The organism is Cytobacillus mangrovibacter (assembly GCF_042865275.1).
Taxonomy (GTDB): Bacteria; Bacillota; Bacilli; order Bacillales; family Cytobacillaceae; genus Cytobacillus; species Cytobacillus mangrovibacter.
In genome coordinates this window covers 246,201-270,073 of the sequence record NZ_JBIACJ010000006.1, presented here as the reverse complement: position 1 = coordinate 270,073, position 23,873 = coordinate 246,201, and the positions used below count along the sequence as shown (strand labels likewise).

Annotated in this window: 20 protein-coding genes and 1 pseudogene; 9 read left to right on the top strand and 12 right to left on the bottom strand. The window is 38.6% G+C overall.

Going from position 1 to position 23,873, the window contains the following annotated elements; genetic code table 11:
* Positions 1 to 95 precede the first annotated feature (95 nt).
* Complete coding sequence (locus ACFYKT_RS13255) at positions 96 to 263, top strand: hypothetical protein (RefSeq protein ID WP_389220208.1); 168 nt, start codon at positions 96 to 98, stop codon at positions 261 to 263.
* A gap of 50 nt (positions 264 to 313) precedes the next feature.
* On the opposite strand, the gene hutH is transcribed toward ACFYKT_RS13255, so the two are convergent.
* Both hutH and ACFYKT_RS13245 read right to left on the bottom strand, forming a co-directional pair.
* Positions 314 to 1,807: a histidine ammonia-lyase gene (gene hutH / locus ACFYKT_RS13250; RefSeq protein ID WP_389220205.1), complete on the bottom strand. Its 1,494-nt coding sequence runs from the start codon at positions 1,805 to 1,807 to the stop codon at positions 314 to 316.
* A 282-nt stretch (positions 1,808 to 2,089) separates the two neighbouring features.
* Positions 2,090 to 4,279: a DNA topoisomerase III gene (locus ACFYKT_RS13245; RefSeq protein WP_389220202.1), complete on the bottom strand. Its 2,190-nt coding sequence runs from the start codon at positions 4,277 to 4,279 to the stop codon at positions 2,090 to 2,092.
* Between the two features lie 250 nt (positions 4,280 to 4,529).
* Between ACFYKT_RS13245 and ACFYKT_RS13240 the strand changes: the two genes are divergently transcribed.
* Both ACFYKT_RS13240 and ACFYKT_RS13235 read left to right on the top strand, forming a co-directional pair.
* The gene (locus ACFYKT_RS13240; protein ID WP_389220198.1) at positions 4,530 to 5,810 is read left to right on the top strand and encodes an MDR family MFS transporter; all 1,281 of its coding nucleotides are present in this window, start codon (positions 4,530 to 4,532) and stop codon (positions 5,808 to 5,810) included.
* 445 nt (positions 5,811 to 6,255) lie between these two features.
* On the top strand, positions 6,256 to 7,488 hold the full coding sequence (locus tag ACFYKT_RS13235) for an aminopeptidase (protein WP_389220195.1): 1,233 nt from the start codon (positions 6,256 to 6,258) through the stop codon (positions 7,486 to 7,488).
* A gap of 127 nt (positions 7,489 to 7,615) precedes the next feature.
* Here the strand turns inward: ACFYKT_RS13235 and ACFYKT_RS13230 are convergent, their stop codons facing one another.
* On the bottom strand, positions 7,616 to 8,776 hold the full coding sequence (locus ACFYKT_RS13230) for a hypothetical protein (protein ID WP_389220192.1): 1,161 nt from the start codon (positions 8,774 to 8,776) through the stop codon (positions 7,616 to 7,618).
* Between the two features lie 172 nt (positions 8,777 to 8,948).
* Between ACFYKT_RS13230 and mscL the strand changes: the two genes are divergently transcribed.
* The 3 genes and pseudogenes from mscL to ACFYKT_RS13215 form a co-directional block, all read left to right on the top strand.
* Positions 8,949 to 9,326: a large conductance mechanosensitive channel protein MscL gene (gene mscL, locus ACFYKT_RS13225; RefSeq protein WP_389220189.1), complete on the top strand. Its 378-nt coding sequence runs from the start codon at positions 8,949 to 8,951 to the stop codon at positions 9,324 to 9,326.
* A 65-nt stretch (positions 9,327 to 9,391) separates the two neighbouring features.
* The gene (locus tag ACFYKT_RS13220) at positions 9,392 to 10,030 is read left to right on the top strand and encodes a Bax inhibitor-1/YccA family protein (RefSeq protein WP_389220186.1); all 639 of its coding nucleotides are present in this window, start codon (positions 9,392 to 9,394) and stop codon (positions 10,028 to 10,030) included.
* A 228-nt stretch (positions 10,031 to 10,258) separates the two neighbouring features.
* Positions 10,259 to 10,693 (top strand): annotated as a pseudogene (locus ACFYKT_RS13215) (peroxiredoxin-like family protein); the annotation flags it as partial.
* Positions 10,694 to 10,751: 58 nt separating this feature from the next.
* Here ACFYKT_RS13215 and ACFYKT_RS13210 read toward each other — a convergent pair.
* From ACFYKT_RS13210 to cls, 3 genes are all read right to left on the bottom strand, one after another.
* Positions 10,752 to 12,095: a TldD/PmbA family protein gene (locus tag ACFYKT_RS13210; RefSeq protein WP_389220184.1), complete on the bottom strand. Its 1,344-nt coding sequence runs from the start codon at positions 12,093 to 12,095 to the stop codon at positions 10,752 to 10,754.
* Positions 12,092 to 13,489: a TldD/PmbA family protein gene (locus ACFYKT_RS13205; protein WP_389220182.1), complete on the bottom strand. Its 1,398-nt coding sequence runs from the start codon at positions 13,487 to 13,489 to the stop codon at positions 12,092 to 12,094. The genes ACFYKT_RS13210 and ACFYKT_RS13205 overlap by 4 nt, the downstream gene beginning before the upstream one ends.
* A gap of 101 nt (positions 13,490 to 13,590) precedes the next feature.
* Positions 13,591 to 15,102 carry a cardiolipin synthase gene (gene cls / locus ACFYKT_RS13200; RefSeq protein ID WP_389220180.1) on the bottom strand — a complete coding sequence of 504 codons (1,512 nt, stop codon included), beginning with the start codon at positions 15,100 to 15,102 and terminating at the stop codon, positions 13,591 to 13,593.
* A gap of 122 nt (positions 15,103 to 15,224) precedes the next feature.
* Here cls and ACFYKT_RS13195 point away from each other — a divergent pair, with 122 nt between their 5' ends.
* Positions 15,225 to 15,722 carry a GNAT family N-acetyltransferase gene (locus ACFYKT_RS13195; protein ID WP_389220178.1) on the top strand — a complete coding sequence of 166 codons (498 nt, stop codon included), beginning with the start codon at positions 15,225 to 15,227 and terminating at the stop codon, positions 15,720 to 15,722.
* 258 nt (positions 15,723 to 15,980) lie between these two features.
* Here the strand turns inward: ACFYKT_RS13195 and ACFYKT_RS13190 are convergent, their stop codons facing one another.
* A complete protein-coding gene (locus ACFYKT_RS13190; protein WP_389220176.1) occupies positions 15,981 to 16,307 on the bottom strand; it encodes an SCP2 sterol-binding domain-containing protein in 327 nt (108 codons plus the stop codon).
* Positions 16,308 to 16,622: 315 nt separating this feature from the next.
* On the opposite strand from ACFYKT_RS13190, the gene ACFYKT_RS13185 reads away from it, so the two are divergent.
* Entirely contained in the window at positions 16,623 to 17,135 is a 513-nt protein-coding gene (locus ACFYKT_RS13185) for an acyl-CoA thioesterase (protein WP_389220174.1), read from the top strand.
* A 42-nt stretch (positions 17,136 to 17,177) separates the two neighbouring features.
* On the opposite strand, the gene ACFYKT_RS13180 is transcribed toward ACFYKT_RS13185, so the two are convergent.
* From ACFYKT_RS13180 to ACFYKT_RS13160, 5 genes are all read right to left on the bottom strand, one after another.
* Positions 17,178 to 17,735, bottom strand: coding sequence for an RNA polymerase sigma factor (locus ACFYKT_RS13180; protein ID WP_389220172.1), 558 nt, complete (start codon positions 17,733 to 17,735; stop codon positions 17,178 to 17,180).
* A gap of 78 nt (positions 17,736 to 17,813) precedes the next feature.
* Positions 17,814 to 19,139 (bottom strand): oligosaccharide flippase family protein, encoded by a 1,326-nt coding sequence (locus ACFYKT_RS13175; RefSeq protein ID WP_389220170.1) that lies wholly within the window; start codon positions 19,137 to 19,139, stop codon positions 17,814 to 17,816.
* 218 nt (positions 19,140 to 19,357) lie between these two features.
* Positions 19,358 to 20,632, bottom strand: a complete 1,275-nt coding sequence (locus ACFYKT_RS13170) for an L-cysteine desulfidase family protein (protein WP_389220168.1) — start codon at positions 20,630 to 20,632, stop codon at positions 19,358 to 19,360.
* An 89-nt stretch (positions 20,633 to 20,721) separates the two neighbouring features.
* Positions 20,722 to 22,605: a ribosomal protection-like ABC-F family protein gene (gene abc-f, locus ACFYKT_RS13165; RefSeq protein WP_389220166.1), complete on the bottom strand. Its 1,884-nt coding sequence runs from the start codon at positions 22,603 to 22,605 to the stop codon at positions 20,722 to 20,724.
* Between the two features lie 223 nt (positions 22,606 to 22,828).
* Positions 22,829 to 22,960, bottom strand: coding sequence for an RAxF-45 family protein (locus tag ACFYKT_RS13160; RefSeq protein WP_389220164.1), 132 nt, complete (start codon positions 22,958 to 22,960; stop codon positions 22,829 to 22,831).
* Positions 22,961 to 23,132: 172 nt separating this feature from the next.
* Here ACFYKT_RS13160 and ACFYKT_RS13155 point away from each other — a divergent pair, with 172 nt between their 5' ends.
* Positions 23,133 to 23,816, top strand: a complete 684-nt coding sequence (locus ACFYKT_RS13155; RefSeq protein WP_389220162.1) for a DUF421 domain-containing protein — start codon at positions 23,133 to 23,135, stop codon at positions 23,814 to 23,816.
* The last annotated feature ends 57 nt before the right edge of the window (positions 23,817 to 23,873 follow it).

The following is a 23,873-nucleotide window of genomic DNA, read 5'->3' as shown; positions in this document are numbered from 1 at the left end:
CCATTTTGAAAACCCAATTCTAAAACAATGATAATTACATAGGTTTTTCGAATTTGGGGAAGCTACAGGAAGATATAAGAAAGGGGTGTAAATCAATGGCTCGTGGTGAACATTTTAATCATAAAAGGAAGAACCATCCTGGTGAATTCCCTGAAGTTGCCAAAAATGATAAACGGGCAGCAACTGAGGCACAGGAGGATGAAGAATTCCTCATTGTACAAGAGGCCTTCAAAAATCGCGTTGGAGAAGATGAAGATAGATAGGGAAAACATAAATAAAGAGGGTCTAAATACGCTTAGACCCCCTTCCTATTTTATAACGAAGAAATCTCCAACTCCTTCAGCCATGTCGAACAAGCTGCAATGTCCTTTGAGAAGATACGATCTTTTATAATAGAAGGAACCATTTTCCTTGCTTCTAGATAAAAATTCTTCGTTTTTTCTGCCATTTTTTCTATTCCCCGATATTCTACTGCTTGAAGCGCACAAATTAACTCAATCGAAAGCACATTGTTAGCATTTTGAATAATTTGATACGCATGTCTTGAACCAATGGTTCCCATGCTGACATGATCCTCTTGGTTAGCAGAGGAAGGGATCGAATCTACACTTGCCGGATGTGCCAATGTTTTATTTTCAGAGACGAGAGATGCTGCAGCATACTGAAGAATCATAGCCCCAGATTGAAGACCAGGCTCTGGACTTAAGAATGGCGGCAGGTCACTCAGCTGTGGATTCACAAGGCGTTCAATTCTTCGTTCAGAAATGTTCGCAAGCTCCGCAACAGCTATTTTCATGAAATCCATTGCCAGTGCAATCGGTTGTCCATGGAAATTTCCGCCCGAAATCACGTGATCGCCATCATCAAAAATCAGTGGGTTATCAGTTGCCGCGTTCATTTCGATTTCTAGCTTCTCTTTTACATAATCAAGCGCTTGCCATGAAGCTCCGTGAACTTGTGGAATACAGCGGATAGAGTAAGCATCCTGCACACGGATTTCCCCTTGCTTTGTGATCAAAGCACTGCCAGATAGGTACTCCCTTACTCTTCTTGCTGTATCCACTTGCTGTTTATAGCCCCTAGCTAAATGAATTTTTTCATCAAATGCATCGATAATGCCATTTAAGCCTTCCATTGTAACAGCAGCAATCAGTTCACTTTGATAAGCAAGTTTTTCTGCTTCGAGATAGGCAACAACGCCCATTGCAGTCATCGCTTGTGTTCCATTTATAAGAGCAAGTCCTTCTTTTGCTTCTAAAGTCAGCGGTTCCAACCCTTCTTCTGAAAGCACTTCAAGTGAGGCTCTTCTTTCCCCCTTGTAGAAAACCTCTCCCTCTCCTACTAATACAAGTGCAAGATGAGAAAGCGGTGCCAAGTCTCCGCTTGCACCAAGTGAACCTTGCTGCGGGATCACTGGATGAATTTCTTTATTCACTAGATCCAGCAAACGTTCAATGATCACTGGGCGTGCACCTGAAAATCCTTTCAATAATGCGTTTGCTCGTAAAAGCACCATTGCACGTGAAACAAGCTCAGGGAATGGTTCCCCTACCCCACACGCGTGAGAGCGAATAAGATTCAGCTGAAGATCGTTCACATCATTTGGATGAATAAGCACATCACTAAATTTCCCAAATCCCGTGTTAATTCCATAGACAACTCTTTCTTCATTCACAATTCTTTTTACTGCATCATGACTTTTTTTAACTTCTACCATGCTTTCCTCTGAAACATGAACCTGTTCCTTATTGAATAATACCTTTTTAATGTCTTCTAAAGTTAATGTATTGCCAGATAAAATAACCATCTTTTTCCTCCTTAGTACATTAGTGAGATAAAGAAAAGGCTGTACTTCAAACAAGCGTTTGAAATACAGCCTTTTTGTATGAACGAGCTATTAATCGACAAGTCATAGCAATCATTCCAATCGAGAATTTTCCGAATATAATTAATTTTACGTTTAGAATGATTGGATTGTCAATAAATAATTGTAAAATTTTAACAAGTTAGATTATTAGATTGTTAGTAGAGTAAAGTATTTAAACAAATTTAGATAAATGACAACAAGAGAAAGCTACCTTCTCTTTCCTTAATCAAATTTCAATCCCTTTAATGCCTCTGCTAGTGCATTATTGATTGGTTCTTCTTGTTTATTTTGTTCCTTTAAATACTTTTGTACAGTTCGTTTATCCACTTTTCCCTTAGATTCCTTTTTACGGCGTGCTTCAAAAGCAGAGAGTTTTTCACGATAGCCGCATTTACACGCGAAAATTTGACCGTCTCCCTCCCCACGGAGTTCAAGCTTCTTCTTACATTGTGGACATCGTGCATTTGTAACTCGTGCAACATTTTTACGATGTCCGCACTCCCGATCCTGACACACGAGCATTTTGCCTTTTTTTCCGTTCACTTCAAGCATTGGCTTTCCACAATCTGGACAGCTCTTAGTAGAAATGTTATCGTGCTTATATTTTTTATTACTTGCTTTGATCTCGGAAACAATTTCTTTCGTATATCTTTTCATCTCGCCAATAAAGACTTCTTTTTTTAGCTTGCCCGCCGCGATCGCTTCCAGCTTTTGTTCCCATTCTGCGGTTAGACTTGGTGATTTTAGCTCCTCTGGTACTAAATCTAATAATTGTCGGCCTTTAGAAGTAATGTGAATATCTTTGCCACGCTTTTCGATTAGAAATGAATTGAAGAGCTTATCAATAATGTCAGCTCTTGTTGCAACAGTACCTAATCCACCAGTTGATTTTAATGTGTCAGCTAATTTTTTATCTCTTGTTTCCATATACTTCGTAGGATTTTCCATTGCCGAAAGCAATGTTGCTTCATTAAAACGTGCAGGCGGCTTTGTTTGACCTGATGTTTGTGCGATTAATTTCACGTTTAATGTATCGCCTTTTTCGATGCGAGGCAAAATCTGTTCTTTCAACTCATCTGCTGTCTCTTCCTCCTCAAAGCGATTTTCGTATACTTCCTTCCAGCCAAGCGATACAATTGTTTTTCCTCTAGCCGCAAAGTACTCTTCACCAATTTTCGCCCGAAGCGTTAATTGCTCGTATTCAAATGCAGGAAATAATACGGCTAAAAATCGTTTAACAACTAAATCATAAATTTTGCGCTCTTTATCTGTGAAAGCTGAGAAGTTCACATAGCTTTCTGTCGGAATAATCGCATGATGATCCGATACTTTGCTATCATCAACAAATGCTTTTGAAGCCTTTATTGGTTTGTTTACAATTTTGTTAGCTAACGAACGATATTCACCAACTCCACATGCTTTCAAACGCTCAGGAAGCGTTCCGACAATATCAGAAGAAATATAACGTGAATCTGTTCGCGGATACGTTAAAACTTTATGCTGCTCATACAGCTTCTGCATGATATTTAACGTTTCCTTTGCCGAGTAGCCAAAGATTTTATTTGCATCACGCTGCAGTTCTGTTAGGTCATATAGGCCTGGAGCATAAGACTTTTTCGGCTTTTTCTCCATTTCCGTCACAATAGCATTTTTGCTGCCTAATTTCTTCACAATCCCATCAATTTTCTCTTTATCAAAGCTGCGGCTGTTCCCTTTTGCATCTTGCCAAGTTAGCTTTAAATTATTTGTTGTTTGGGCTTCAATGCCATAATAGGTTTGTGTCTTGAAGTTTCTAATTTCATCCTCACGAGATGCAATCATCGCAACAGTAGGTGTTTGTACACGTCCACAATTTAGCTGAGCGTTGAACCTAGTTGTTAATGCACGCGTTGCATTCAGACCGATATACCAATCAGCCTCTGAGCGTGCAACAGCTGAAGCATATAAATTGTCATACGCTTTGCCAGGCTTTAGATTAGCAAAGCCTGCTTTTATCGCTTTATCCGTAACAGAAGAGATCCATAAACGCTTCATTGGTTTATTGACTTTTACTTTATCAATAATCCAACGAGCAACTAGCTCTCCTTCTCTACCAGCATCTGTAGCAACGATGATTTCGTTGACATCCTTTCTAGTCAGCTGACTTTTAACAGCTTGAAACTGTTTTCCAGTCTGCTTAATGACTGTCAATTTCAAACGCTCAGGCAGCATCGGCAGATCTTCTAAATTCCATGTTTTATATTTCACATCGTAGCTTTCCGGGTCTGCAAGTGTAACTAGATGACCCAGCGCCCACGTAACAATATATTTATCCCCTTCGAGATACCCATTTCCTTTTTTATTACAATTCAGCACTCGTGCAATATCACGTGCGACCGAAGGTTTTTCAGCAATTACAATACTTTTTGCCATATTTAAAACATCCTTTCACATTTCCGTATGTTAAATATAGCATACGTCATGAATAGATTCAGTTTTCTAGGATGTACTATTACAATTCTTGATTTAGGCCGCTTGCTCTTTTATATTTTTCTAATTTTATTGGACAAACTTTCGAAAGTAAATTAAGAATACTCTTTTAAAAAGAAAAGAATTTCTTGTTTTCCCCTGAATTCCAGTAGTATGATAACGTTATTCAAAAAAAGAAAATTGAGGAAACAGCATGAGAATTAGAGATTGGGATTCAAATTTAAAGGTTCGATTGTTTGGGGAAGCAGCTTTAAATATTGCCTTTTGGATGTTTTTTCCGTTTTTAACGATTTATTTTGCTGGTGAATTTGGCAAAGATAAGGCTGGGCTAATGCTTGTTTTTTCACAGGTATTTTCCGTTTTGGCTAATCTTATGGGTGGATATTTCGCTGATCGTTTCGGGCGAAAAACGATGATGGTTCTGTCCTCTTTGGGGCAAGGGGTATGCTATCTTATTTTTGCCCTTGCAAGTTCTCCATGGTTCAATTCCCCATGGATTGGTTTTATTTGTTTCGCACTTGTAGGGGTATTTAGTTCCATTTATTGGCCTGCCAGTCAGGCAATGGTCGCTGATGTTGTAGAAGAAAAGGATCGTAGCCATGTGTTCGCTATTTTCTATACATCTATTAATATAGCTGTTGTCGTTGGTCCTATTTTGGGAGCCATTTTTTATGCCGATTACCGCTTTTATCTGTTGCTTGTAGCCGGGATTATCTGCATCGTGCTATCTGGCCTTCTTGCTAAAATGACGCGCGAAACCGTTCCAGATCAGGTTGGAATTTCTCAAGAAAATAAGAAGTGGCACTCTGTTTTAATTGATCAAATCAAGGACTATGGCATTATTTTTCGGGATAAAACCTTTCTTCTTTTTATTATCGCAGGTGTTTTAGCTGCCCAGACCTTTATGCAGCTTGATCTGTTGCTCCCTGTCTATATGAAGGAATTTGTCCAAAACCAGACATTGCTTCAATTTGGCGATTGGTCCTTTACTGTCCATGGAGAACAGGCCTTTGGCATTCTGCTATCTGAAAATGGTTTCCTTGTGGCATTGTTTACCGTTGCAGTAACCAAAATAATGATGAAATACAGGGAAAGAAATGTATTTATTCTATCCTCTCTCATGTATGCTGCAGCTATTTTTATGATGGGGCAAACGAATTGGATTTGGGGATTAATTTTGGCGATGGCTATCTTTACGCTCGGTGAATTGATAGCAGCTGGCATTCAGCAAAGCTTTGTTTCAAAAATTGCCCCCGATCATATGCGAGGACAATACTTTGCAGCAGCAAGCCTCCGGTTTACAATCGGGAAAACAATCGCACCGCTATCCATTCCATTAACCGTCTGGATTGGATATGACTGGACATTCGTTATTTTAGCTGCACTTGCTGTATTAAGCGCCTTTTTATACTGGCTCATGTTTGCAATCACTGAAAAACCAAATAATCTAAAATTGAAAAAAGGATCCGCATAGGATTCTTTTTTTTATAGACTCTTTCTAAAAGATTGTTGTTATTGAATCAATTTTGTAAATAAATAATGTTCACCAAATTGATTGTTGATTGGAGCGGAAGGTTGCGAGACTCCAGCGGGAGCAGTGGGACAGCTGAGACCCCACAGGCGCATGGCGCCGAGGAGGCTCAGCGCCCACCCCGCGGAAAGCGAGCGAGCTGGAGTGGAAATCAACCTCTACGAATTCGTGTTGAAAGCAACAATGTTTACGAAAATAGCCTTTTTATAAAAATCCTGCCATAATGCAAAAGGCACTGATAAGTCGAAAATTTGACCGGTAAACTCTAAAGTGGCTAACAGCTTTTGAATGAGGTAGATTTTTATGAACCATAAAATGATTCAAAGTTTCTTTTTCACTGCAAAAACGCTACAATATAAAGGAAGATTCTGAAAAAGGAGACTACATAATGAGTGAATTTCAAAAGAACTTAGAAAAATATGCTGAGCTTGCGGTAAAAGTTGGGGTAAATATTCAAAAAGGGCAAACACTTGTCGTTAACACAACACTTGATTCAGTTGAATTTGTCCGTCTAGTTGTAAAAAACGCTTATGAAGTTGGGGCACATAATGTCATTGTTAACTGGAGCGATGATGTTGTTTCCCGTACAAAATACGAGCTTGCACCTGATGAGGCATTCACTGAATACCCAGAATGGCGTGCAAAGGAAGTAGAAGAGCTTGCTAAGGATGGCGCAGCGTTTATGTCTGTTGTTTCTGCAAGCCCTGACTTATTCAAAGGCATCCAATCAGAGCGTATTGCTAATTTCCAAAAAGCTGCTGGCAAAGCACTGATGAACTATCGAAAAATGATGATGTCCGATAAGGTCAGCTGGACAGTTGTTGCAGCCCCTTCTCCTGCATGGGCTGACATGGTTTTCCCTGATGCTCCAGAAGAAACAAGAGTACAAATGCTTTGGGATGCCATTTTTAAAGCCACACGTTCAGATTTAGAAAACCCTGTTGATGCATGGAAGAAGCATGATGAAACACTCCATGAAAAAGTAGATTATTTAAACAACAAAAGATATAAAAAGCTTCACTATACAGCACCTGGTACTGATTTAACAATTGAACTTCCTGAAAAGCATCTATGGTGTGGGGCAGGGAGTATTAATGAAAAAGGCCATGAATTTATGGCAAATATGCCGACAGAAGAAGTGTTCACTGTTCCATTACGAACTGGTGTGAACGGTACCGTATCAAGCACAAAGCCTTTAAGCTACGGGGGCAACATCATCGACAACTTCACAATCACATTTGAAAACGGCCGCATTGTTAGTGTAAAAGCTGAAGAAGGCGAAGAAATCCTTAAGCAGCTTGTTGAAACAGATGAGGGTTCGCATTATCTTGGGGAAGTAGCATTGGTCCCATTCAACTCACCAATCTCTCAATCGAACCTGCTTTTCTACAACACATTATTTGATGAAAATGCTTCAAACCACCTGGCTATCGGCAGTGCATATGCATTCTGTCTAGAAGGCGGCAAGCAAATGTCTAGCGATGAACTGAAGGAACATGGATTAAATGAAAGCTTAACACATGTAGACTTCATGATCGGCTCAGCCGAAATGGATATCGACGGCATTACCGCTGATGACAAGTCCGAACCTGTCTTCAGAAATGGAGATTGGGCATTTTAATTAGCACGAACAAATGCGCTGGAGCTGGATGCAGACAAACTTGTCGCAAAGTTATCCATAACATTCAAATTTATAATTTCCTAGAGGAGCATAAAGATCATGCGGTACGCTTCCGCATGATCTTCTTTTATTTTCTTCGTAAATTAACACTCGTCACGTTCCCCATTTTATCTGCCAAAACTTCAATACTATATTTATCAGCCATATAAATAGCACGCTTTCCTTCATTTATATTTTTCTCTTGCTTGGGATTCCCAAATAATTTCTTCACATTAGCCAACGTCGTTTTCATCCGCTCGCCTGGAATAGATACAGCATTGACGATACCTGTTGTCCCATCAAAATAATAGGTCATTTCCGGATACGTGACGAAATGTACTTCCCCATTAACTCCCTCTTCTAAATAATGAGGATTTGATTTTTTGATATTGGAAATATTCGTGCCAATCGGGTATGGGCTTCCTAATGGAATCCCTTGCTTAGCTTTTTCAATGACTTCACTGCTAAGTTCTAAATTTAAAAATGGGAAATAATGCTCCTTCTTTTCACTCCAAAGATTGTACCAATCCTTCCCAACTTGCCCCTCTAACTTCGTTTCATCTTGCTTGAACAAAGTCATTGATTCTTTACCAAAGCCCCAAGTCGTAAATTTCCACTCATTTTCTCCATTTAAGTGAGCGGTTTGGATGAATTTCTGGTTTATCGTTTTGATTTCCGTTCCAAGAATTGTCTCTAGATCCTCATCTATTAAAATCTTATTTATTTCTCCATCATTAATCACATAAAGTGAAGGCCTTGTCAGAACCCCCTCCTCTTGCTGGATAACGGTTATTACAGTTTCTTTACCTAAATTAACTGGATAAAATTGTACTAATGAAGAATTAAATGTCAATAAGTGATTATCATTGAGTACAAGCTGTTTATATGCGAAGGTAGAATCCTTTTCAGCTAAATACAGTGAGTAATGACCAGTAAACAATTGGTTCCCCTTTTTTCCCTTGTCGCTATTCTCTTCCATCATTTGACTTTGCTCATCTTCAGCAAAAAGAAACACATTGTACTCAAAGTTCTCATCCACTGCTTCGAACTGATACAATGCTTTTTCCTTTAGCCAAATTACATCTTTCTTCTCTTTTCCTTCTGTATTAACGGCTAATTTCTCATTTTTCACTTGTTGATCTATTTTAAGATAACTATTTTCTTGTTTAATTGTTGTTTCCATTTTATTTGAACAAGCGGCTAAACCTGTTAGCATGATTAAAGATACGATATATATAAAGTTTTTCATTCAGCTCTCCCTAGTAAGTAAATGACTATGTTAAGAGTTTAACAAATGGAATCGGATTCTACAAATCACCTAATAGACCCATTTTCTCCAATTTAAAGCACTGTGACTGGTTTCCTCTCTTCCTACATAGTATAATAGCGTTAATTTTTTAAAAGAAAGGTGTTTTCTTTCCATGTGGAATGAATTTAAGAAGTTTGCACTAAAGGGAAATGTATTGGATCTTGCCGTCGGTGTAATTATCGGAGCTGCTTTTGGCAAAATTGTTTCCTCGCTCGTTGATGATATTATTATGCCACTGGTCGGACTGCTTGTAGGGGGTGGGATCGACTTTTCAAAATTGTCCTTCATAGTTGGGGATGCCGAGGTGAAATATGGCTCGTTTATCCAGACAGTTGTAGATTTCCTCATTGTCGCTTTCTCCATTTTTATCTTTGTAAGGATCATTAATAAACGATTCAGATTGAAAGAAAAAGAAGCACAAGCTGCACCACAGGTCGATAAAAAAGAAGTACTTCTAACTGAAATCAGAGATTTATTGAAGGAAAAGTAATTTTTTGAAACCCTTATTAAAGATAGACGTATATATAGTAAATAAAACTGAGGAGAACTGAAAATATGTATGCACAACAAACTACTAATCAATATTTGCCATCCGTATTAAGAACATTTGCGATTTCTTTGGGGATTGCTTTTGCTGGTACAATGGCAGGTGTTCTCGTTCCACCAGCCATGTTTTTGCCACTTATGATTCTTGAAATAGGCATGCTCCTTTTTGCATTCATTATTCGCCGTAAAAAAGCCATGTCTTATTCATTCCTATTTGCTTTCACATTTATCTCTGGTATCACTACGTACCCAATTGTTTCTCATTATTTAGCTACAATTGGTCCAAATCCAGTATTGCTTGCTTTAGCTACAACGACAACCGTATTTACCGGCCTTGCTATTTATGCATCGACAACAAAGCGTGATTTATCTTTCCTAGGCGGGATGCTAATGGCGGCACTTTTAGCACTGATCGCCATTTCGATCTTTAGCCTATTTTGGCCATTAAGCTCTACAGGCATGCTTGCTTTCTCTTTCATTGGCGTACTCGTATTCAGTGGGTATGTTTTATACGATTTTAACCGTATGAAGCAGTATGGTGTGTCAGCAGAGGAAGTGCCTTTAATGGCTCTAAACTTATATCTTGATTTTATTAACCTGTTCATTAATATCTTACGTATTTTCGGTATTCTTGGAAGCAGAGACTAAGCAGGAGATGAACTCCTGCTTTTTTTGTTGCATTCCCAAAGTCCAATTTCTTTATTGTTTTTAACGTTCCGGATATAATATAGAAACCTCATATAAAAGGTGGGATACACATTGAATTTTCTTTTAGAAACACAGGAAACTGATAAGAACATTTCACTGCAAACTGTTATTAATCATCAATACACAATGGTTGTCTTTGTCCGCCATCTCGGTTGACCTGTTTGCAGGCAATATCTTACGCAGTTGCGTGAGCGAATAGATGAAATAACAGAAAAAGGGTTTCAGGTCGTTGTGATTGCCCCTTCCAAAGGATCATTTATAAAACTATTCCTTGATGAATTTGGGCCGTTTCCTTTCCCGATTCTAGGAGATCCGGCTAGAGAGGCGTATAAAGGAATGGGCCATAAAACGATGCCGAAATGGAAGCTGCTAGCAAAAGCTGGCTTTGGCTTCATTACTGGCCAAGTAAAGGGATTCATCCCAACTGATCAAAAGCAAAAAGAATTTGTCATGAAATCCATGAAAACCCAGGATGTTTACATACAAGGCGGCACTTGGCTGTTTTCTCCACAGGAAAAGATACTCTGGAACCATATTGATGAATCGCCTGAGGATCATGCAAAAATTGATGATGTATTAGTTAAAATGAATCAACTTAAATAAAAAAACGGGTAAAGAAGTTTCTAGACTTTTTTACCCGTTTTTCCTACGTAAAATCAACTTATTCCACAGTCACAGCCAATTCTCTAATCAGTAACGATGGAGAACCAACATTAGACATCGAAAACTCTAGGTCAGAGCCAATCGCTTCAATATTTTTTAATAACTCAAAGAAGTTCCCGGCAATCGTCATTTGCTTTACCGTATTTTGAATTCTTCCATCCTTCACTAAGAATCCATTAGCTGCTAGAGAGAAGTCGCCTGATACCGTGTCTGCACCAGAGTGCAAGCCAGCTAAATCTGTAATAAGGATGCCTTCATCAACCGATGCTATTAACTCTTCAAAGCTCTTATTTGACGGTTCAACATATAAATTTGTAGGTGATACCGTTAAACTGCCTTTATAGGAACCTTTATACGCATTACCTGTTGACTCGACTCCCGCAATACCTGCTGTTTTTCGATTATGAAGAAGAGTGACAAGTTTGCCATCCTTTACAATCGCTTTTTTCATCGTTGCGACACCCTCACTATCAAAGCTTCTGCTTAATAGACCGTCTTCTAAAAATGGGTTATCTATCAATTGCAGTGCTGAAGCAGCGATGGTTTCTCCTTCTTTCCCTTTTAACAAAGACCTTCCCTTTTGAGCATTCTCAGCTGAAAAAATTTCCGAGAAGGTCTGGAAAAGGTCTCCTGCAGCATCATTACGCAATAATACAGGATAATGTTTACTTTCTGCCGTTTGTGCATTCAGTTTTGAGAGAGCTTCCTCCACTGCATGCTTGGCGATCTTCTCTGGAACAAATGTGGAAAAATCCTTCGTAGCCTTTGCATAGGCTCCTGTTTTTGTCTCATCCCCTTGCTTAACTACAACAGAAATAAATATCCCGATATAATTCTGCCGCTCATCAAGTGAAAGACCTTTATTATTAATAATGGATCTCGTCGATTCTGCACTATCAAGGATAAAGTAATTTGTACCTGTCACTCTCTCATCATAAGCATAAATATGTTTTTCAATTTCTTTTAAGAGCTCAATTTTTTTCGGAACGGTCACTTTTGCTAGTTCAGTAGAATAATAGCTTCCTTCATGGTACTTCTTACTGCCTTCGAATATCTCTTCTTGAATTTCCTCTTCAATAAATTGTGCATTTTCCTTCGCATTTTCAACGAGATATAATAGGGAAGCTTCATCTAAATTCTCTGTAAAAGCATAGCCCATTTTCCCATTGAAAAGCCCACGAAATGATGCCCCGGCAATTTCAGAAGTTTCATAAGAGTCGATTTCACCCTTAAACAATCCACATTTAAACTTTTCTTTGCGTTCAAAATATAGCTCCATATCTGTAAAGCCATTCTGTTCACCGATTTCAAATAGCTTTTGCTGAAACGCTTGAATATTCATTCTCCATTCGCCTCCTTGCTTCCGCCCACAGTCATTTCACTGACCCGAATCATCGGCTGGCCGACATTTACAGGAATGCTTCCGCTTAAAGAGCCGCACATACCCGCACCATGTGCTAAATTATTTCCAACCATATCTACAAGCTTAATCGTTTCAGGACCATTCCCTACAAGAGTTGCTCCTTTTAACGGCTTTCCTAGCTTCCCGTCCTTAACGTGATAAGCCTCCATTACTGCAAAATTATAATCCCCTGTTGCTGGATTCACGGAACCTCCACCCATATATTTAGCATAGATGCCGTGTTCTGTATTAGAGATAATTTCTTCAGGTGTCGACTTTCCTTCAGCAATATAAGTATTAGTCATTCTCGAAGTCGGTGCAAAACGGTAGGACTGCCTTCTTCCTGAACCCGTTGACTCCATCCCCATTCTGCGGCTATTAAATTTATCGATTAAATAGCCCTTTAAGATGCCATTTTCAATTAATACATTTTTACGCGCCTTTTCCCCTTCATCATCGATCGTGATCGATCCCCACTCATTAGCAATTGTGCCATCATCGATGTATGTAACAACATCTGAAGCCACTTTTTCACCAATGCGATTGGCAAAAACGGAGTTATTTTTCGCAACAGAGGTTGCTTCAAGTCCGTGACCACATGCTTCATGAAAAATAACTCCACCGAATTCATTATCGATGATAACTGGGAACTTTCCACTCGGACAAGGTTCAGCCGCAAGCATCGTTACCGCAATCCTTGAAGCTTCATTCGCATAATGCTCAAGGTTTAAGTTCTCAAAAAACTCAAATCCCTTATGAGCACCAGGACCATAAAACCCTGGCTGCATTTGTTTGCCGTCAGAGGCGATTGATTGAATAGCAAGCCTGCTTCTTACCCTTTTATCTTCAATAAATTTGCCTTCACTATTGGCTATTAGCACATTTTGTTCTTCGTCCAGATAACGAACCATTACCTGCTGAATGCTAGAATGATAGTTTTTGGCAATCTCGTACGCCTTCTTCATCACGTCCACTTTACGGATTTTCTCTGTTTCTCTTGGATTCATTATAATCGGATGGGCACAAGCGACAATTTCCTTTTTTAGTGGCTCTGGACGAATAATTGTTTCTCCTGAAATTGCATGAGCCGCATTTCTTGCTGCCTTTAGTAAACCCTCTTTTGAACCATCCGTTGTGTAGGTGTACACACTTTGCAATCCTTTAAATACACGAATGCCAATTCCAAAGTCTCTGCCTGATAAGCTACTTTCAACTTTTCCACCTTGCAGATTCAGATTATTAGTATAGCGGTCTTCAAGAAAGAGTTCTGAAAAGTCTCCCCCAGTTGCTAGTGCTGCCGTAAGAACGTCCTCGATTACTGATTTTGCTAGCATAAGGCCCTCCTTATAATTGATGTTTTTTTCTAACTATTCAAATTATACAGGTTCATTCCTTTTTTTACTAATAAAAACAGCTCCTAAATTAAAGGAGCTGTTTACAGTACACCCGAAAATAGTCGGGCGAAGGATTCCTTTGCTCTTTCCGCAAATCCTCTTTTATAATATTGCACAGGACTAATTTTCTCACTATCCTCCATGTCTTGTTCATAATGAGCAACAAGATCACGAATGGAGCTTGTTCCATATAGGAAAACATTCACTTCAAAGTTCAGATGAAAGCTGCGCATGTCCATATTTGCTGTGCCAAGTGAGGCTAAATTTCCATCAACAATAATAATTTTTTGATGGAGAAATCCCTTTTTGTAGGAATAGATTTCTGCACCTGTTCGAAGCAGTTCAGGAAAATAAGAACGACTCGCATATTGGGTTAAGAATCCGTCATTTACTTCAGGGACCATAATTCTTACTTCTACCCCTTTTGCGGCTGCTATTCTTAGAGCTGTTCGGATGGCCTCATCCGGTATAAAATAAGGTGTTGCAATCCAGATAGATTTTTCTGCGCTCGCAATCATCGCAAAGTAAAAGTCACACATAAGGCCTTGCGAAGTATCTGGTCCGCTTGCCACAACCTGTACAGCTCCATCAAGGACAGAATCATTAACAGCTGGATTTATTTTAGGATATTTCTTCAAAACGCTTTCTCCGCTGACATATTCCCAATCTAGTAAAAAGACAGTGTGAAGAGAGTATACTGCCTCCCCAGTTAGCTTCATATGTGTGTCACGCCAAAATCCTATTTTCTCATCTTCTCCAAGATACTCAATCCCAACATTTAATCCACCGACAAAGCCAATTTTTCCATCAACAATAATAATTTTCCTATGATTGCGGAAATTTAATTTTTGATTAAAGAATCCATATTTTAATGGAGAAAATACTTGTACCTTGATGCCCGCTTCCTCCATCGATTGAATGTCCTCTACTGCAATCTTCCGGCTCCCAGCTGCATCAAAAATAAATAACACTTCAACTCCTTGCTTTGCCTTTTCAATAAGGATGCTAATAATCTCCTTCCCCAGTCGATCTGAGCGAAAAATATAGTATTCAATATGGATAAATTGCTCAGCTTCTTTCAGCTTTTCTTTAATCGCTGAAAAAGTCTCCTCCCCGTTCTTAAGGACATAAGATCGGGATACTGTGCTAATAGGGGTAGGCGATCGATGGTTGGCAAATTTCGCAAAGGAATGCTGACCATCCTGTAAAAAGGCTAAATCTGGAGATTCATCCTGCTGAAGTAACCTTTTCCATTCTTCACGATCTTTCTTTCGCTTACTTCTAAATAAATATCCTTTTAAATATAATTGTCCTGAAAATAAATAAAACAAGTATCCGAATACAGGGAAAAACACTAGAACATATATCCATAGGAGTGTATGCTGGGGCGAACGATTTTCTAGCATTAATGAGCCTATACTTACCATAATGGCTGTCATATATAAGAGAACTATCCAGGCCTTTGCAGTATTGCTGAGATTGCAGAATAAAAGCATCGAAAGTGAGATAAGCAATATGAAAGCAATTAAAAATTCAATTCTGCGTTTCCTCAAATTTCTCCACCTCATTATGTACAATCCATGTAAACCTATCCTACCCATTTTTACAAAAGTTAATATTCATTCTGCTTATTTTAATGTACACTGGTAAAAAATAATTGCATGGAGTGGATAAAATGAATATTAGACTTTTAGAGCCTAGCGATGCTGAAGAATACCGGAAATTAAGATTAATAGCTTTACAAAAGCATCCTTCTGCCTTTGCCTCAAGTTACGAGGAGGAAAAAGAAAGAACAGCAGCTTTTTATGGAGAGAGATTTCACTCTGAGGAATCCTTCACTTTTGGTGCTATTGAAGGTGATAAACTAATTGGTTCCGTAACTTTGTTAAAAGAAACAAAACTTAAATTACAGCATCGAGCCTTGATTGTAGCCATGTATGTTTCAGATGAATGCCGAAGAAAGGGCGTGGGAAAGGCATTGATTGCAGCCGCACTGAAGAAGGCAAAAGAGATTAATGGAATTGAACAAGTCTACTTGGCTGTCGAATCGAAAAATGAGCCGGCAAAGAGGCTTTATTCGTTCTTTGGCTTTGAAGTATTTGGAATAGATAAAAATGCGATGAAAATTGAAGATAATTATTATGATGAAGAACATATGGTTTTGTTTCTCTAAAAAATCATGGAGTACATCTGCAACTTTTGTTCCGTAGACCCATTCTATGAGACAGTTTACTTTCTTTATCTCCAGCTTTTGTCCCATAGAACCTTTCTATGGGACAATTTGCTTTCTTTATCTCTAGCTTTGTCTCATAGAACCTCTCTATGGGACAATTTGCTTTCTTTATCTCTAGCTTTGTCTCATAGAACCTCTCTATGGGACAATTTGCTTCCTATAGCTCTAGCTATTGTCTCATAGAACCATAAACTTCACTTATTGATACCGCTTTACTATCTCCTGAAGCTTCAAAGCTAATCCTATTTTTCCATCCACCTTCAGACCGCCTGTCATGAATGCCATTGTTGTATTTAACTCATCCTTTAACAGCTTTGAAAAGTTCTTATCAGAGAGAATAAGCGTTACCTCTGGTTCGTATAGTGTTCCTTCAATAATTTCGATTCGTCCATCCTTTAGAACAATTTGAAGTGTGCCCCCTTCATCTAAATTCACTTGAAAAACTCGATCCTTTTCACTCTCAATATGTACGGGATTGGCGTTCATCTTTTCTGCTAACTCTTTAAGCTCCGTTTTAACTGACATTTCATTTCCCCCTCAATCTCATTTGATTCTCTTTAAAGTTCAACGATCAAATCAATATCTCCTGCTTTTGAATGAATATTCATTCACTTCATTTTCGAGTACGCTATCTGTAAAATTTCCTTATGAATCTTTGATATGATATATTGATGAGAAATTAAATATGCTTTTAAATACAATATCTAGCTTCAGCGCCTAGCCCCTCGAGGTCATAAGCCAATCCTCCCAAAAAGGTAAAAAGCAACCTTTCTGTGAGGCTTGTCTTATGCTTGTCGGGGCTGAGCGAGGCGCTTACGCTTTTAAATTAGGAGGGCTCCGATGAACGAATCAAAAAAATGCAAAGAATCCTTTGTGGTAAAAACAAGTATTGTTTTGCCTCCAGATACAAATGCTTACGGTACATTATTTGGTGGAAAGCTGATGGCTTATATTGACGATGTTGCTGGAATTTCTGCCATGCGTCATGCAAGAAAAAATGTTGTCACCGCCTCTACTGATTCAGTAGACTTCCTGCATCCTATTTATCAGGGGAATTCGGTTTGTTTAGAGGCATTTGTGACCTACACAGGCAGATCATCCATGGAGATATTTGTGAAAGTCATTGCAGAGGATTTACTATCTGGGGAAAGAAATATTTGTGCGATGTCATTCCTGACAATGGTGGCCATTGATGAAAAAGGAAAGCCTACACCCGTTCCTTCTGTCATTCCTGAAACAGAAGAAGAAAAAAGCTTATACGATTCTGCAAAAGAACGGGCAGACATCCGAAAAAACAGAAGAAAAGACAGCGAGTATCGAGCAAAAAAATATGGGATCGATCAATCTGTATAGAACTCCGTTTGAGCAGCCGTCTTTTTCGGCTGCTCAGGCATATTATCCATTTGCCACCAGTTCCTCTACCTTTGGACGAAGCCGCTCCTTCGCACGCCTCATTCGCGTCTTAACTGTAGACACGGGGATACTCGTTAAGTGGCTAATCTCCATCAAGGTTTGGTTATGATAATAGAATAATAGTAACGGATCACGATACATTTCAGGGAGCTTTTGCAGAGTATTGACCATTTCATCATCGCTGCATTTGTGGAGAACCGATTCCTCTGGCTCTTCAATCATGTTCTTATCCTCCACATAAAGATAGACCTTTTCTTCCCAAAATCGATTCGCGGATTTTTCCTTCCGCCAGTAATCACGGCATTTATTCACCGCAATTTTAAACAGCCAATTTTTCACCTTTGCCTTTTCTTCAAAAGACGGCAAGGCTAAATAAGCTGAAATTAACACTTCTTGATACAAATCCTCAGCAAGCTGCTTATGCCTGACTAGTGAATAAATATAATTAAACAAGGACCGACCATGTTCTAAAATACATTGTTCAAAGTATTGATCCATTGATTGCTTTTCCTCAAATTTCATACTCATGCAGGGGTTCATTACAACTTCTCCTTCATTTATTGCTTACTATAATAGACGAATTACACTCACAGAATCCCTACACTTTTTTTCAAAAAATTAATAAAATCTTTTAACCGGTGCTAACAAAATTGTTACCCCAATTTTTTTGCAAATGGTTAAATAATGAAGCAGGTACAAGACGACAGCCCCTGCATTCATACCAATAATCACACCATCCATCTGAAGGCTGTGCATAGACCCAAGGATATAGATGACGGAAAAGGATACAACGGTTGACCAAACAAAGTGATATAGGGTTTCCTTCATTAGTCCAATACCAATTAAATAGGCTTGCATCGGAATGATGAAATAATGAAGCAAGAAAAATGGCCAGAGCATTTGTACATACACAGCTGCATCAGGTGAATGGAAAAAGGTTGTCGTTAATGGCTCTGCAAAAAAGTAGAATAGTATAACGGCTGGAACACCATATGAGATTGTAACGATAAACACTTGTTGAAGAAGGCTTTGCAACTTCTGTAAATCCCTCTCTGCATATGCTTTAGATACGGTTGGAATCAGCATAATTAAGAATGAATGAGCGATAAATGCCGGGAAAAAGCCGATTGTCATCGCAATTCCAGCAAGCATACCAAAATGCTCAGTTGCCACAACACCACTTACCCCTGCTTGTAAAAGAGCTGCTTTGATTAAAAATGGTTCAACCGCATGTGTTAGCGCATGAAATACCCTCATTGCAGTCGTTGGGATAGAAACAGCCATCAAACTTCGTCTTACAGTTTGTCCGCTCATTCCCTCACTTGGCTCCCTTTTTACTTGCTGAAACTGAATGATAAACATATGCAGCAAGTATAAAAAGACAACAACCTCACTGCCAATCAACGTACAAAAAGCAATGAACACTGCGGTATTCGTATCAAAATGGAAAAATTGGTACAAGAATACTAGAAACAATAGCTGAACTAGCTTTCGCAAGAAATTGTACGTTGCAATTTTCCCCATTTGATTCTTTCCCATAAAAAAGCCTCTAGTAATGGAGGAAAAGGAAACGATCGGAATAAAAGCGATAACCACCCATCTTAGGTATGGATGATATTGGTCAAATACAGTTATAAACGGCATAATAAACATGGCAAGCGGCAATAGAATAGCAGTAAAAATAGCAGTTAGTTTAATCACATGATTAAGCATACTTTGGTGATACTTTTTATCCTTTTCAGCAATAAACTTAGAAATCGAGATAGGAAGCTCAAAGCTTGCAAGGAGAACAACCAAAAAAATAGTTGGGAGAATGGACATATACATCCCAAGCCCATTTTCCCCCAATTCCCTAGCTAATACCATATTCACAATAAATTCAATACATTCACCAGCAAAGGCAGCGACCGCAAGCAATAATGTTCCTTTGAAAAATGTATTCATTCTGTCTCTCCTTATACATTCGCCTAGTATGACCCATCTTGGATGACGGGTACACATTCTATATAAGATATGAGACAAGTTGTTAGAATATATTAGTGTTTTTGGATTAAAGATGAAATGCATGCTTTACCTTTTGAAAATACTCATTAGAAAGAGGCCAACATTGTTGTCAGCCTCCATTAATAAAGTCTTATTCATATTTCATTCGAATCTGCCTTTTATTTCTCCATCATTAATTTCAAAATCATCTCATCTGTTTGCCGCGTTCCTTCATTGCCTAACTTACAAAAGCTTTCAATACTTTTTTCAACATCATCATGAATAAAACCATCGGTCGAACTTATTTCTTTATGATTCAATGCTAAGAGAGCAGATTGAACCGCCACATTAGAACAGGTTGAAACCTTCATCGCGCATCCAGCCTTTGCCCCATCACAGATCATACCGGAAACATTCCCAATAGTATTTTGAACGGCCGCTTTGATTTGCTGAATGCCTCCATCAAGCAAGTAAACAATGGCAGCACTTGCGCCCATTCCAGCTGCAGTCACACCACATAAGGCTGATAAGCGTCCGAATTTTGATTTAATGTGTATAGTGATTAAATGACTAAGAGCGACTGCACGGATCATTGTTTCCTCCGATACTTGCAGTTTCATTGCCGCAGCAACAACTGGAAGAGTCACAGCAATTCCTTGATTCCCGCTCCCTGTATTCGCCATCACTGGAAGGGTCGAACCTGCCATCCTTGCATCAGAGCCTGCTGCTGCCAAAGACATAGCAGATGTTGCTAAATCATCGGAAAGAATCCCTTTTTTCACATTATCTTGAATGGTTTTCCCTACATTTAAACCATAATCACCTGATAGCCCCTCTAAGCCAATGGCATGATTTAATTCTATACTTCTTTTAACGAGTCCTAAGTCTTTTACATCCACATCCAAAATCCACTCATAAATTTCATCAATCGTTAGTGCTTCGAGCTCTTCCTCGTCTGTTTGAATCCCAATATTTTCACATCCGCCAAGGAAAACCGCCTCCCCATCCACTTCGATTAATGTAATATTACTATGATTATCAGAAATGACCACTTTAGAAATCTGCTGTTCTGTCTGAACAATCACTTCAATATAAAGCCTTTTTGGTGTATCCGCTTGGCCTGCTTGTACCTTCCCCTCTTCAATAAGCTTTAAGGCACGAAGCTCATCAGCCTTTGTTAGCCCATCCAAGATTTCAAGCTTCTTCTCTGGATCTCCAGCTACTGCCCCAAGTGCAGCCGCAAAATCAAGGCCTTTTGCCGACATTCCTGGTATCCCTACAGATTTAGCATTTTTAATAATATTCCCGCTTGCTTTCACACTAATTTTCTCGATGCTCCCGCTAATCTGATTCTTCGCTGTAGCAGCCGCCAATGCAATGGCTACTGGTTCAGTACAGCCAAGAGCAACAATCAGTTCCTTTTCTAAAATGGACTCTATTTTACTCTTCTCCATTTGGCTACCACCTCCTTTATATTCATACTTATCTTAAATTCTAACATACGCACTGTAGGAATTTTCAATAAGTTATACATTCACAACCTTCATAGCAATTCTTCTAATTGCTGATACAACTGTTCACGGCTTTTTTCCCATGATTCCTTCTTCTGATATAATTTTTGCAAACTTTCTAATGTCTGTTCCTGTGCCAATTCATCTTCCAATATCAATAGGTTTGTTTCCAATTCTTCTATCTTATTCTCTATTTCCAACACGATCTTCTCGTCGCTTATCTTATTCATTTCAGGTTTGTTCCTCATATTTTTCTGCTTAATAGGGCGTTCTAGTACAAACGCTTTCCTTTGTTCATTCATTTTATCCTTGGCCCAGTCATAATCCCCTGCAAAAAAGTGAACTTTTCTCTGGTCAATCCAATAAATCTTTTGAATGAGTTTATTGATAAAATAGCGATCATGGGAAACGGCAAGAATCGTTCCTTGATAGTCCTCTAGTGCTTCTTCCAGTACCTCTCTTGATTCAATATCTAAATGATTTGTCGGTTCATCAAGGATAAGAAAGTTAATATCCTGGTACATAAGCTGAGCTAATCTGAGCCTCATTTTTTCACCGCCACTTAGCTGTGATACTTTTCTAAAGACCGCATGTCCGTAAAATAAGAAACGGGCAAGGATGTGACGAGCTTCTCCTTCTGTAACAGATATCCCATTCCGAAAAGTTTCAATAACAGATTCATTCTGGATATTCGTGTATACATGCTGAGAAAGATATCCTACTTTCAAGTTGCTTCCCTTCCTGACTTCTCCCTCATCAACTGCTACTTCATCAAGAATCATTTTTAGCAAGGTTGATTTTCCAGTACCATTGTCCCCAACGATCGCGGTCCGGTCCTGATATTGGATATGCATATTTACGTCTTCAAAGAGCTTCTTCGTATCGAAGGATTTAGAGACTCTATTCATATAGACGACATCTTTTCCGCTTCGTTCCGCTGAATCTAAGTCCATATTCATTTTTTTTCGATTTATCATCGGACGATTAAGCTTCTCCATTCGTTCAAGTGCCTTTTCCATACTTCTCGCCCGCCTATGAAGCCCTGCATTTGGCGGATTTGCCTGATTGGCCCATTCTCTTAAGCGTTTAATCGTTTCTTTCATCTTTTTTATTTTTTTCTGTTGTTCTTCATATTGGTGAAACTCCCTTAAGAGCCTTTCTTCTTTTTCCTTCACAAAGCCAGAATAATTTGTATGATAAACAGTCAGCTCCCCATCCTCAAGATCAAGAATTCTATTTGCTGTCTCGTCAAGGAAATAGCGATCATGAGAAATAAGAACAATAGTCCCATCATAGTCTTTTATAAAACCAGCTAACCACTCAACAGCCTTTATGTCTAGATGATTGGTCGGCTCATCTAGCAGGAGGAGATTAGGACTTTTAAGCAGCATATGGCCAAGACATATTTTTGTTTGCTCACCACCACTTAAGGAGTTAAAGTTTTTATCAACCAGATCATTCATGTTTAAGCCATTAATGATACGATCAATATTCGCATCCATTTCATACCCATTTTGCAAGGTAAACTTCTCCTGAAGCTCTCCATATATTTGAATTAGTTTAGTTAGATTTTCCGGGTCTGGCTCCTCTCCCATCTCTTTCTCGATCTTTTTCATTTTCTCTTCCATTTCCAGCAAATGAGAAAAGGCTGTTTTCAATACCTCTATCGACTTCATTTCATTTGGATAAATTGGAATTTGAGCCAAATAACCAATTTCACAGCCCTTCCGCCAATGAACCTGACCTGAGTCAGGAGTCTCAATACCTGCCAAGAGCTTAAATAATGTTGTTTTCCCGCTGCCATTTCTGCCAACTAATCCAACGATATCTTTTTCATGTATTTCAAAAGAAAGATTCTCAAATATATTGTTCCCACCATACATCTTTCCGAGTTGCTGTCCGCTGCATGCGATCATTATAAGTCCTCCATTCGTTCGTATATCAATTAATCAGACCGACTATTTTTCACACAAAAATAGACCATAGGAAAGTATCATCCTATGGCCCATAATCATTTTAAATAGAAAAGGAGAGCATAAAGAGCTCTCCTTTTACCGTTATATAGAAGTTGTTCATAAAGTAAGGCTTTGGCCCCTTTTGAACACTCCTCTACTATTAAAAATGGGTAAAGAGATATTCTCACTGTTTTGTTTTCATTATGCAATTGCTAAAAAAGGGCATACGTATCCCGTTAAAAGCAGCATCATGAAAAATTGCACGGCAAATATATAAATGTTTCATTTCGCCACGCGCCAAAACAGCTTGATTCATCTCTTCACACCTCCATTTCATATTAGTTAAGTATATTTTAATATTTTTACAATTCAAAATCAACTAATTCCAAATTGTATCTTCGATAAAATTTATTCCGATCTGTTCATATTTTCAACAGGTAGGTTAAATACTTATAAATAAGAAACATTATTGGATTGGGGAATTAACATTGAGCATCATTCACTTAACGATTGATTTATTAGTAGGTTTCTTTTTTTTGTTTTTCATTATTAAGTTTGTTGGAAGGAAAATTATAAACCAGATCTCACCATTTACATTTATCGCATCCATTGTGTTAAGTGAGATGCTTGGAAATGCAATGTATGAAGATAAGGTAGGCGTATTCTACATTATCTACTCCATGGGATTGTGGGGAATATTATTATTTTCTGTAGAATATCTTGACCGGAAGTTTTTATTTTTCAGAGGGATTTCCCAAGGAAAACCCATTGCTCTTATAAAAAATGGAGTGATTGACAAAGAAGCATTGAAGAAAGGACGATTGAATCTAAATCAGCTGCAAAGTCTGCTTCGACAAAGCGAGACTTTTTCAATAAGGGAGGTTGCCTTTTGTTACTTAGAGGGAAATGGTTCTATTAGTATTCTTAAAAAATCTCGTTACCAAAAAACAACCCAGGAGGATTTTAATCTCCCGGGGAGTACGGTTCATGTTCCGGTGACGCTGATTCGCGATGGAGTTGTTTTATGGGATGAAGTAAATGATCTTGGTTTTGATAAAGCTTGGCTGAATCAGCAGCTCTCACAGTATAAAATAACCAATTACAAAGACGTATTTCTAGCTGAATGGCTAGAGGGTGATGGAATTTTTGTACAGGCCCTTTCTTCAACATAAAAACTGCCAGTTCCATAAAGCACAGTATAATGTCCACGAACGGTATCAATCACCGTC